The organism is Mesobaculum littorinae (assembly GCF_004011175.1).
Taxonomy (GTDB): domain Bacteria; phylum Pseudomonadota; class Alphaproteobacteria; order Rhodobacterales; family Rhodobacteraceae; genus Tranquillimonas; species Tranquillimonas littorinae.
Genome location: NZ_RQXX01000010.1, coordinates 48910 through 60054, shown reverse-complemented (window position 1 = coordinate 60054; position 11145 = coordinate 48910). Strand labels below are relative to the sequence as shown.

Here is an 11145-nt window from a genome sequence, read left to right as displayed (position 1 = left end):
AGCGGCGGCCGTTGCTCGCGGCCCAAACCTGCCATTCGCCGGACGGTTCATCTCTGAAGGTCGCTTCACCGAACCGGACGTTCGCGCACCGTGCAGCATTTCGACCGCCCGGATGACCGCTATGCGGATAAAGCTGCCTTCCGATAATGAGCTATGCCCGTTAGAAAACCATCATGCAGGTGACAGTCCATCAGACAGAACAGATACAGTCGGCTGTGCGGATCTTGCACAGCCGTCTCGGCGACGCGCTGCTTGGTGCGTATCTGCATGGATCGGCCGTATCCGGAGGTCTCCGGCCACAGAGCGACATTGATCTTCTGGCCGTAGTTCAGTCCGAGCTGACCGCTAGCCAGCGCAACGGGCTGTTGCTGGACTTGCTGCACCTTTCCGGACGCCATCCTGCCGTGCCGGGAGGCGCCCGCTGCCTTGAGGTGATGGTGTTTTGCCAAGCCGAGCTCAGCCGCGGTGACTACCCGGCGCGAGCAGAGTTCGTTTATGGAGAGTGGCTAAGGGAGGCTTTCGAAGCCGGTGAGACGCCGATGCCTGAACGAGATCCTGAATATTCTCTCGTTATCGCACAGGCCCATCAGGAGGCCTTTCCGTTGTTCGGACCGCCGAGGAGCGAACTTCTGACCGAGGTTTCGACAGAGCATGTCAACCAAGCCATGCGCGATGCACTTCCGGACTTGTTGGATGGAGCGCGCGGGGACGAGCGGAATGTCCTGCTGACGCTTGCGCGGATGTGGCACACGGCCAGCACGGGGAGGTTCATCACGAAGGATGCTGCCGCCGAATGGGCGATTCCGCGATTGACTGCCTCAGATGCTATGGCACTCGATCAAGCGCGACGGGCTTATCTCGGCGAGGTCACGGACGATTGGAGCAGCCAAGGCGATGCAGCCCGAGAATTGGCGGGGCGCATGAGCGAGAACATCACCAACTCAATGTAGCGAGGAAGGGCTCGAAGCCGACATACGGCTACGCAGCATGTCGAGTACCAGGCGGCGGCTGAGAGACCGTCGCTTCCGGCCCTAACCGGACATTCATCGCTGCGAAGCGGCTTCTTCGAACCGGACGTTCGCGCATAGCGCAGCATCTCCACCGCCCAGATGATCACTGTGCGGGCAGAGATGTCATTCCTCGCACTCGATCAGTCCACGCCGCGCTTGGAAGGCATGCGGACACGCATATCAGGTGGCAACCGGCGCTGCGCAAGTATAATGGATTATCAATTTGTTTCTGGAGGCAGCACTTGTATTCTGAAGGATCAGAAGGGTTCTACACCGACGATTTCATGTTCGATGTAATGGGCATCGAAGAACTACCGTCCGCACTATATCAATACACCTCCTTAGCCAGCCTCGAGAAAATCCTCGCTTCTCGCACACTTCGTTTCTCTCGTCTTGATACAGTTAACGACCCAGAGGAAGCGATGGCGTCAGACGTCGCGCTCGCTGCCAGTTCTGTATTCGTTTCGTGCTGGTCAGGCACTGAGGTCGAGCAAATTCCGATGTGGTCGATGTATGGTCAAAATTTAAGCGGCGTGCGGATTAGGCTGCCGTCGAACATGTTTGTCGGGCGCAAGAAACCCATGGTTTTCGAGAAAGGCGGCGCCCTGCTCACGGCCGAAACCTGGCACTCGATCAACCGAAAGTCTCCGGCAATGAGCACAAACAGTTGCGCCATTATCGGGCCCAACAAGGTCTATTACAGCGACGATCCCGCCTACCGAAATCGTCCGCTGGTCTATCGCCACGCAGGCACGGCATATTTCTATCCTCACGATCTGGGTATGGTGAAGGGCAGGCATTGGTCTTACGAGCAGGAGTGGCGCTTCAAAATCGCTGCGTTCTCTTTCGAGGGGCAGTTCCCAGATGATGAGTATTTCAACAACGTGACACTCGACCTCGAGACATACCCGGTCGAAGCGGAAGCCCTATTCATCCCATTGGCGCCTTCAGCCATCAATGAGCTTGAAGTAATGATCGGACCAAAGGCCGACAGCACCACCCGCAACGAAGTCGAGCGCATCCTCGGGGAATACGCGACGAGTGCCACACTGACGCACAGTCTGATAAAAATTCGCTGATTTGCCAGTCCCTTAAAGGGCCTATCGCCCCTAAGTATGGAGCGACGGGCGCTTCCGCACTGCAACTGCCAGCTTACCCGTCATCGGCGCGAACATTTCTGGCTCGAAGCTGACCTGCGGCAATGCGGTCGTCCAGGCCGGCGACTATGGCCAAATGCTTGGTGGCTGCCAGCACATACTGGTCATTCGACATGATTGTAGAAATCGGCGGGTGAGCCTCTGGTGTCGAACTACTTCATTGACTCGATGCGAAAGCAACAACGGCCCTCTTGACGATATGGCGTCGCGTCACCACTATATATGGTATGTCCATGGTCGCCATGGCGTCCGACGTGAAGCTGGAGCTGTCCATGCGGATCGTGCGCCAGGGAGACCTCGCCAAGGTGGCTGTTTCCGCTGAGGTGTCTGTCGTAGCGGCCATGCCGTGCGCAGAGGATGGGCTGAGCCTGACCGTTGGCTTTGAAGCTGTGAATGCTCCGTCTTATGACGGCCTCCAAGCAGCAGATAAGCATTCAAAGCGGCGGGCGTGGCCGGGGCGAAACGCGCTTGACATTGCTAAAAACCTGCTAAGGTGGAAGGTGGAGAAATGTGTGAACTTGCCCCGAAAAACCGGCTCGCCTGAGCTGGCTTACCGGCGTGCGCGGACTTCTGATTGCGCTCGCCGCAGCGTCCATGGTCGCCATGGCGTCCGACGTGAAGCTGGAGCTGTCCATGCGGATCGTGCGCCAGGGAGACCTCGCCAAGGTGGCTGTTTCCGCTGAGGTGTCTGTCGTAGCGGCCATGCCGTGCGCAGAGGATGGGTGTCCGTCAACGGTCGGGATTGTATGAGCGGAGGACCCGAGCGAAGAACATGGCGAAGACACTATTTGAAGAAGTCAGAAGCGAACAAAACATCTTCTCAGCTTGGCGACACGTTAAGCGCAGCGCTTTGACATCAGGCAACGCCGATATTCGCGGCAAAGCCTCCGAGTTCGAGCATGCTCACCAGCGCCACCTTAGGCGCATCATCGGTCAACTGCGCACGGGCAAGCTCTCCTTTGATCCTGTCGCGGGCGTCTTGAAGGACAAGCGCAAACGCCTTGCAGCAGGTAAAGACCCACGGCCCATCGCAATATCCACCATCCAGAACCGTATAGTGCAGCGGGCAATCCTACAGGTTCTGCAGCCAAGGCAGGCGCGTGACCTACGCGACCCAGACACCCGATATGAGACCGTTCGCGACGACAGGCTGGGGCGCATCAACGACGTCAACCGATCCAAGTATGGTGTTGGAGGGTTGATCTACCCTCATGGCGGTGTTCGCCCAGCCATCGAGACAATCATGACCGCAATTGACGGCGGCTCAAAATTCTACTTCCAGTCCGACATCCGGGCCTTCTTCACCAAGATTCCGACAGAGAAGGTGGTCGACTTCGTTCGGCGTGAAACCGGGGACGAAGCATTCGTTCAGCTGTTCGGAAAGGCTCTTGAGGTTCACTTGGGGAATGAAGATGAGCTTGTTGGCTACACGCACCTTTTTCCGAAGGGCGGAATCGGCGTTGCTCAAGGGTCCTCCCTTTCGGCCTTCGCGGGGAATGTGCTGCTTTACGACTTGGACCAGGAGCTGAACACCATGGGCGTGACGGCGGTGAGATACATCGACGACATTCTCATGGTTGGTGCAGATCTTTCAACTATCGACGCCGCGAAAGCGTATGCTGAGAAAACCCTGACCGACTTTGGGTTCGGTCTCTACACACCCGCAGATGGCCCGGAAAAGGCCGCGCAAGGCGAGTGCAGCAAATCCATCAACTTCCTTGGCTGCACACTACAGCCCAAACGGTGCGTCCCAAGTGCGAAGTCTATCGACAACATGAAGGAAGGCGTCCGAGAGACGCTTGCAGCTTCCAAGGCTGCGATCAAGGAGGCGCTCACGAAGGGGACTTCTCTCAACTCCAAGCATTCACAGAGCGCCGCTTTAGATTCTTTAGGTAAGCGCATATACGGATGGCAAAAATCCTTCGCCTTCTGCAATCAACGTCAACCCTTCGAGCACCTCGACGACTACGTTGCGAAACAGGTCGCGGACTATCACGGGGTGATCGTTCGGCAGCTTGGGAAGGCCGATCATCGGGTCAAGGCGATGATACTTGGCGTCCCTTCGACAGCAGACATGTTCGACACCACCCGCGAGAAAGTTGCGAAATAAGCAGATTGAACTTACCGCAGCATTGACAGCATTCTGACTCCGCAGTCATTCGACACAGTCGCAGCGAACGGCAGCTCTCCGCCCTTCGTGACGGGGCCTCGCGTCATGCTGCGCGCTGAATGAGTGTCGCAGAAGGGCCGTGAGCAGTCGAACGGCCCCAGTCCAGCAGACGCCGGAAGGAAGGGCCGTGAGCAGACCTCGGCAATATATCGCTTCAGGGTGATGCAGTGCAGATTATCATTCCGGATGTACCCTGATGTTGAAATCGGAGCATACTCGAACACCACATCGCATGACGATAGCGTCTTCAGCCGTTTCAAAAGCGGAATACTTCTGTCATGATCGGAAGGGGGGTGTTTTGGCATCTTAGGAGGCATTGAGAGGATTTGAACGTTCCAAAGAGACATCATTGGTGGCCTCAGTTAAATTCTGGGCATTGGTGTAACGTAGATAGTAAGATTAATGTTCTAAACCGTGATGGAAGCTCGTTTCTCGGGAAGCCTAGAGGTCTAGGAGTAGTTGGGCAGCTCTACTCTAAGGAGCTTTCAGACGGATCGAAGGATGTTTCAATCGAAACTTGGTTCGCCAACGACGTTGATGGGCCATTCGACGCTGTCCTCCGGAAATTGATCGACGAACAGAACGTCGCAAAACGAAAAATTCGCAGCGACCCAGAAAAAGCAAAAGTTGTAAGATCGCTCGGTTATAGGATTACCGATTATGTTGAATACATTAGGTTGTCTGACCATGAACGTGAAGTCTTGTCACGTTACGTTGCAGCGTTGTTGGTACGAAACCCAGGATACCTTGAGAAGCTTGAAGTTTTTCACTCCGAGCAATTGAAGCCTAGGAATCATGCGCTAGACAATATGAAGCATATCTTCGACATATACGCGAACAGAATTTTTTCTGCGGATTTTATTGTTATCAAGAGGGATGCAGATAACGAATTTATTTTCTCCGACGGGGGTATAGTGGCACGTGAGCCGTGGTCAAAATCCGGCGGAATCCCATTCGACATTCACTATCCAATGACTCCAGATTACGCCCTTCAAGTTTTACCAGCAATAAAACAGGAGTTTCGTGGTGTTCATTTATTTAGAGCGTCAAACACGGGCATTTCTGCACACAATAGGATTTCTCTTCAGCATGCCAAAAGGCAGGTATTTGGGCGCGCCCCTCTTCCTACGAAGTTTGTCCTGAAGAATTGGGGGCGACCAGCACCGCAACACATAGGATTTCGACATGTAGATGGGAAACTTGAAACAAAGATCGATTGGAGCCGGTTTAACTATTAAGTCTTCTAACCTGTGAAGTCGGACCTGCAGCGAACGACCGCTCCCTGCCCTGGTGCCGAGCGAAGGGGCTTCGGCCTTGGTTCTCGCCTGTATGTCCGCTTTCAGGTTGCGGCCGAGGTTCTCCTTCGCGAACGCAGCGAACGGCAGCTAACCGCCCTTCTGCACCCGACTTCGCAAATGCGGCGTAGATCGCATAGGTCGGCTAACGGCAGATTCGACCGGCTTCAGATTTTGGATCTCGGACGCACCGTCTCCTCCGCGCGCCTCCGCGCCAGTCCGGTTCGGAGAAGCTGCACCTTTCGTTAGTGCGAGGCGAGCTCGGCAATTGCAGCTGAGGTGCCGTTCGAGTTCGTTGGGTGCCCAGCCCTGTTTCAGGGGCAAGGTTCGTTCCCTGGGCTCAGCAGCTCCTTCGGGGCTTCGGCGCGCATTGCTCCTATGTCGGAGAGGGGTTGGTGGTCAGGGCGACTGGTATCGCCGCCCAAAAACTGCGCGGCCAGGTCACCAAGCCCGTTCACTCTGAACGATCAAGCTGAGTGATCCCTCTCAAGGTCGCTCTCGGCCCTGCGTCGCAAGCCACTTTTCCATCACGCGCCTGACAACCTCCGGCCGCGACGGCAGGTCCTCTTGTTCGCGGCGATAGTCATCGATTGCCTTCAGCATGCTTTGATCCATACGGATCGTAACAGGGGCCGTGTCCCGCGGCGGACGTCCCATCTTAGCCATGCGAATCTCCCTCAAGAAACTACTTGACTAAATGACATCGTAAATCTAAATTGTCAAGTGCGACGGGGACTCTGACCTCCCCATCACACTCTAACCACAACCGATCAATCGGAGATCGATCATGGCTGACACCTGCCTTAGCACGCGCTTTGGCGCGGATGAACCCGCGTACTTCCGTCATTCGCCCGTCTCGGGCCACTTCTCGCACCTGCTCGCGGCCTTGGCCGCTGCGATCGAGGCTGAGCGCGACATTGAGAACGGCCTCTGGTCCGATCCGGGATTCGATCATTGGTTGAAGGAGGCGGAACTCGGGTGGGAGCGTGCCACCGGTCGCTGCCGCTCCGTCATCGACGCACCAGCTACCCGTCCGAGCGATGTCCCGCTCCAGCGTTTCGCGCGTCACTTGCACTGGACGCTCGGCTGCGAGACCGCTGCCGAACTTCGGACTGCTCGCCAGGTCGTTGCGGGACATCCGGACCTGTTTTCCTGGTACGGGAATTGCCCCGAGGCGCTGCGCGTCGCACAGATGCTCGCGCGCGGTCAACAGCAGTTCGACGAGATCTGCAATCTCGACATGTTGAACCCGATTGATGCCTTGGCCACCCCGGAGGCTTTCTCCGGATACGAGCCCTTCGCCGCCTGATCTCCACAAACACCGTCCCGGCACCCTGATGCCCTGTCCCGTAACGGGTCAGGGCTCAAACAAACGTGCCCGCGTTCTCAGCCGACATATTCCCGGAGGTCCAGCAATGGCTCATCCCTCACATTTCTCACTCAAACCCGCACCCGTTCGCCCGCATATCTACATCGGCACGTCCCGGAATAAGCTGTTCCTGCCGCGCGGCTCCCGGAAGCTCTCTGTGGATGGCTGGTCCCGTACCTATGCAGGACCGATCAAAACGGAGTGGAACGCAATTGCCCAGTCCAAGGGCTTCGACCTGATCCGCAGAGTCCGGGACAAGTTCCATGTTGTGCTGCGGTGCCACACCTGTGGCGCCATGACGGCGCAGAAACTCTTCACCCTACGCACTGCCCAGCCAGCTTGTGCGAGTTGCAGGCATCACGCCATCCTGGCAATGGCGCAGAAGGCAGGCTTGGAGTTTCAGGGCTACGACCCGGAATACCACAAGCTTGGCGTCTATCGCGCGCCATGTGGCCACACCCTGCGCCGCCAGTTCGGACAGATCGAACGGATCGCAGGCGGCCACTGCAAGTTGCGCTGCGAGACCTGCCATTCCGGAAAGGAAGCCGAGGAAGCAGCGGATCGGGGGTGGCAACTGCTGGGAAGCGATCCGGAAGGCAACCCGAACTACCGGATCTATCAGCACGGCTGTGGTCACACGCAGAGGGTGGCCCGCGCGAACATGCAGAGCGGTCGCTTTCAATGTACGGAATGTGGAGAGGGCTGGGCCACCGCGCCAAGCAACCTCTATGCCATTCGACTGGAGCTTCCGACCGGACTGAAGGTCGTAAAGCTCGGCTTCTCGCGCGACCCGCAGTCGCGTCTGCACCACCAGCTCTTGCTGCAATCCGGAATCCAGGCAGAGCTTCTGCGGACCGTTCCGCAGCCAAGCGGCCACGCCGCGCTGTGTCAGGAGAAGGCCCTCCACCGCGCGCTGAAGAAGTCTCATCCGGACGCGATCATTCCGCATGATCACTTTCGGGACTGGCTGTCGGTCAAGAGCGAGATCTACGGGATCGAGATCGCGCCGCTCATTCTGAAGCACCTGGACGACATCCGAAAAAAATAGCGGCCCAAGCGTGGCCCGGTTCCGGAACGGTTCTGACTTGATCCGGAGCCGCCACAGCGGCCCGGCCCGCTCTCCCGGAAGCGAAACCCGCACACCACAGTGTGCGGGACGCCCTCACCTGCGCCGTGCCTCCCTCATCCCGGACAGCGCCAACTCCTCTTGCCTGAACCTTTCCACGCCCCCTTCCGGATCGCGGCCCCAACCCGGGCGTCCTGATCCGTACAGTAAGGAGCTGACAATGACCCAACCTTCCCCCCAATCCCCCCTTCCAAAGAAAAATGGCGCGAAGCGCCCGCAGTGGTGGGCCTACGCCCAGGACTGCATCGCGCGCCTGCGCGCGACCGAAGCTGACATCTTCGATCTCGAACGGCGTGCCACGGCCGGCGACACCGCCGCAGTTGACACTTTGATGGAGTATGAAGGCGGCGACAGCCCGAAACCGCCTTCGTGCCCCGCGGCCTCCGGGATGGAGTCCGCCGCCGTGGCCATGGGTCACGTCAACAGCGCGCCTCATCTGCCGCAGGACGAGTGGCACGCGATCGCGGCAGACGGCGGCGATCCCTTCGCCACCGCTCAGGACGGCAGCACCCGTCCCGCCATCCCGCTTCCCCTCCGCGACGTGATCCTGCTGGCGCGCCTTGCCGCAACCTTCCGGGATGCGGAGAGCTGGGAGGCGAGCCTCCAACCCGGAGCGTTGACGATCCTGGTCGGCCTCGAACCCACCCTCTACCTCGGAAAGTTGCTGACTGGGGCAATGCTGCCGGAGGGCTGGTCGACTCACAGCAGGGCGCCCAAGTCCGCGCCGAACCCGGTGCTACAGCTGCCTGACCGGCCGGTCGTGGAAAAGGAACTGGAGCGCTTGCTCCACTATCCGGCGCCAATCCTGCTGCCGGTCGCGAAGCAGGAGCACCTGCCAGATCTCGTAGCCTACGGCGAGACCGGCGCGCGCATTCTGACCCTGAAGAAGCTGAATGCGGATATCCTGCTCTTCGCTTTGAGTGTCAGCCACAGCGCGACCGGAAGGATCGATGCCGACAGCGTCAGGGCGATCTTGCCCGACGACGAGAGCCTGGCCAGCTTGGAGGCGGGACATCTGGCGATGGCGTGCCGCGCGCCGACGGCGCAAGAGGTTGCCAAACGGATCTCGTTGATGACCAGGACGGCGCCCGCTGAAGAGGTCGCGCGAGAGCGCTGCGGCCCGGCCATCATCGACGGCACCACGCCCGCGCACCAGGCTGTCCGGAACATCGTGGAGGACCTTGCGGCGTGGCAGGCCGGCGATCTGAACTGGAGCGAGATGTCCCGCTCGCTCCTCGTTCACGGCGCCCCGGGGACGGGCAAGACCTATCTTGCCCGGCAGCTGGCCGAGGCCGCTGGGATCGCCCTGGTCGAGGGCAGCTTTGCTGACTGGCAGTCCCAGGGACATCTTGGACATATGTTCGCCGCGATGATCAAGTGTTTCGGCGAGGCGGTCGCGAAAGTGCCCTGCGTCCTGTTCATCGATGAAATCGACGCGGTCGGATCGCGCTTCGGCGGGGATCAGCATGGGATGAGCTACAGAACGCAAGTCGTGAACGGATTCCTCCAGCAAATCGACCGACTAGCACGCACCCAGGGCGTGATCCTGATCGGGGCATGCAACCAGCTGGGCAGATTGGACCCTGCCATCACGCGACCTGGCCGGTTTGACCAGGTCCAGCAGATGCCACTTCCGTCGCTCGCGGATATCAGTCGTATCATGGCCAAGGTGCTGGCAGATACGCTGCCGGAGAACGAGATCGACAGTCTGGCCCGCGCCGCAGTCGGCAAAACCCCCGCCGAACTCGACGCCGCAATGCGTGCCGCCACTGCCCACGCGCGGCGGCAACGTCTGCCCATGTCAACCGACCTGATGCGCCGACACCTCGGAATCGATCGGCCCAACCCGGAACTGCTCCGCCGTATCGCCACTCATGAAGCCGGTCACGCGCTTGCCGCCGAACTGCTGGTTCCGGGATCTGTCGTTAAGCTCAGCCTCTCTGACCGCGACGGTCGGACCGAACGCCGTTCGACCTTCGTCGAGCTGACGGTCGAGGAGATTGAAAGAGAGCTTGTGATCCTGATGGCCGGCCGCGCGGCCGAGCGGCTGGTTCTGGGCACGATCTCTGGCGGCGCGGGAGGAGACACGGAAAGCGATCTTGCCTTGGCCACAGGGCTAATTCTGCAAATGGACCGAGAGCTGGGCCTTGGCCGCAACGGCGATAGCTGGCTGGGGCCTGCCGACATGCACAGGCTGACCGAGGAGGAGAGGCAGAGGGTGAGGGCGAAGCTGGTTCAGGCCATGAACCACGCCACGAAACTCCTCACGCCACACATCGGCCAGCTAAATGAAGTGACAGCCGCGCTCATCGAGGTCCGAGAGCTCCACGGCGCGGCAATGAGGCGGCTGATCGCCGGACCGGATACACTTAGTCGTAGCTAACCCCCGGGAACTGCTTGGACCGTCCGACCAAACTGGATACCCTTCCCTTGTGCTACAATTGTAGCACATCGGCGTAACACAGACAGCGACCCGCGCAGCGCAAATGCCAGCGTTTTCAATGACTTCAGAAGCGGTCGAATTTTGCTCCGCGCCCTACCGCCGGAGCCAAAACTTCACTAACCGTATGAAATAGTAGAGTTTTGGAGATCTGCTCCGGCGATCTCCGATGGCGAGCGCGCAGATCTTGCACTCAGCTTGCACGAGCCGCCGTCAGGTCGGGCGGTGTGTCATTTCCACGAGGGCACCATGCGGCCCCGTCGCTACCTCAATCGTCAGGATGAATAGTTCCACTTCAACCGCTGGATTCCGGTGATGTACCGGCGCATGCCGTGCGGAGATCGCAGGTCAGGCCGCGCCATTGTCCTGTTCCTGACCGTCGGCCCCGTCAGCGATTACATCGGGGCGCGTGCGCTGGTCAGCGGGTTACCCAATGTTAAGTGGCTGCTCGGAGATCGTGGCTTTGAGAGAGAACGGGTCCTGACCCTAGATCCATGTCCGGGCCTGCGAGATAATGGCCGAACTCCGCAATGGACCAAGTTAAAGCGTCGAAAGCAGCGAAGTTGCAGCATATGCAA

8 protein-coding genes and 1 pseudogene are annotated in these 11145 nt (G+C 59.0%); 8 read left to right on the top strand and 1 reads right to left on the bottom strand.

Features of this window, described 5'->3' with window-relative positions:
* Positions 1-173 precede the first annotated feature (173 nt).
* The 4 genes from EKE94_RS18015 to EKE94_RS17995 all read left to right on the top strand — a co-directional run bounded on the left by EKE94_RS18015 (position 174) and on the right by EKE94_RS17995 (position 5575).
* Positions 174-950, top strand: a complete 777-nt coding sequence (locus EKE94_RS18015) for an aminoglycoside adenylyltransferase family protein (protein WP_164871023.1) — start codon at positions 174-176, stop codon at positions 948-950.
* Positions 951-1252: 302 nt separating this feature from the next.
* Positions 1253-2089, top strand: coding sequence for a DUF2971 domain-containing protein (locus EKE94_RS18010; protein WP_127908024.1), 837 nt, complete (start codon positions 1253-1255; stop codon positions 2087-2089).
* Positions 2090-2939: 850 nt separating this feature from the next.
* Positions 2940-4277, top strand: coding sequence for a reverse transcriptase domain-containing protein (locus EKE94_RS18000; protein ID WP_127908022.1), 1338 nt, complete (start codon positions 2940-2942; stop codon positions 4275-4277).
* Positions 4278-4663: 386 nt separating this feature from the next.
* Entirely contained in the window at positions 4664-5575 is a 912-nt protein-coding gene (locus tag EKE94_RS17995; RefSeq protein ID WP_127908021.1) for a DUF4238 domain-containing protein, read from the top strand.
* A gap of 543 nt (positions 5576-6118) precedes the next feature.
* Here the strand turns inward: EKE94_RS17995 and EKE94_RS19255 are convergent.
* The gene (locus EKE94_RS19255) at positions 6119-6247 is read right to left on the bottom strand and encodes a hypothetical protein (protein ID WP_407940929.1); all 129 of its coding nucleotides are present in this window, start codon (positions 6245-6247) and stop codon (positions 6119-6121) included.
* A 172-nt stretch (positions 6248-6419) separates the two neighbouring features.
* Here EKE94_RS19255 and EKE94_RS17990 point away from each other — a divergent pair, with 172 nt between their 5' ends.
* From EKE94_RS17990 to EKE94_RS19250, 4 genes and pseudogenes are all read left to right on the top strand, one after another.
* Entirely contained in the window at positions 6420-6941 is a 522-nt protein-coding gene (locus EKE94_RS17990) for a hypothetical protein (protein WP_127908020.1), read from the top strand.
* A 106-nt stretch (positions 6942-7047) separates the two neighbouring features.
* Positions 7048-8049 carry a GIY-YIG nuclease family protein gene (locus tag EKE94_RS17985; RefSeq protein ID WP_235856097.1) on the top strand — a complete coding sequence of 334 codons (1002 nt, stop codon included), beginning with the start codon at positions 7048-7050 and terminating at the stop codon, positions 8047-8049.
* Between the two features lie 238 nt (positions 8050-8287).
* A complete protein-coding gene (locus tag EKE94_RS17980) occupies positions 8288-10510 on the top strand; it encodes an AAA family ATPase (RefSeq protein WP_127908019.1) in 2223 nt (740 codons plus the stop codon).
* A gap of 408 nt (positions 10511-10918) precedes the next feature.
* Positions 10919-11033: pseudogene (locus tag EKE94_RS19250) on the top strand (IS5/IS1182 family transposase); the annotation flags it as partial.
* Positions 11034-11145 lie beyond the last annotated feature (112 nt).

Excerpts from the sequence above, each read along its gene's own strand:
- EKE94_RS18000 (WP_127908022.1), top strand. The coding sequence starts at position 2,940 with ATGGCGAAGACACTATTTGAAGAAGTCAGAAGCGAACAAAACATCTTC.
- EKE94_RS18015 (WP_164871023.1), top strand. The coding sequence starts at position 174 with ATGCAGGTGACAGTCCATCAGACAGAACAGATACAGTCGGCTGTGCGG.
- EKE94_RS19255 (WP_407940929.1), bottom strand. The coding sequence starts at position 6,247 with ATGGATCAAAGCATGCTGAAGGCAATCGATGACTATCGCCGCGAACAA.
- EKE94_RS17990 (WP_127908020.1), top strand. The coding sequence starts at position 6,420 with ATGGCTGACACCTGCCTTAGCACGCGCTTTGGCGCGGATGAACCCGCG.
- EKE94_RS17985 (WP_235856097.1), top strand. The coding sequence starts at position 7,048 with ATGGCTCATCCCTCACATTTCTCACTCAAACCCGCACCCGTTCGCCCG.
- EKE94_RS17980 (WP_127908019.1), top strand. The coding sequence starts at position 8,288 with ATGACCCAACCTTCCCCCCAATCCCCCCTTCCAAAGAAAAATGGCGCG.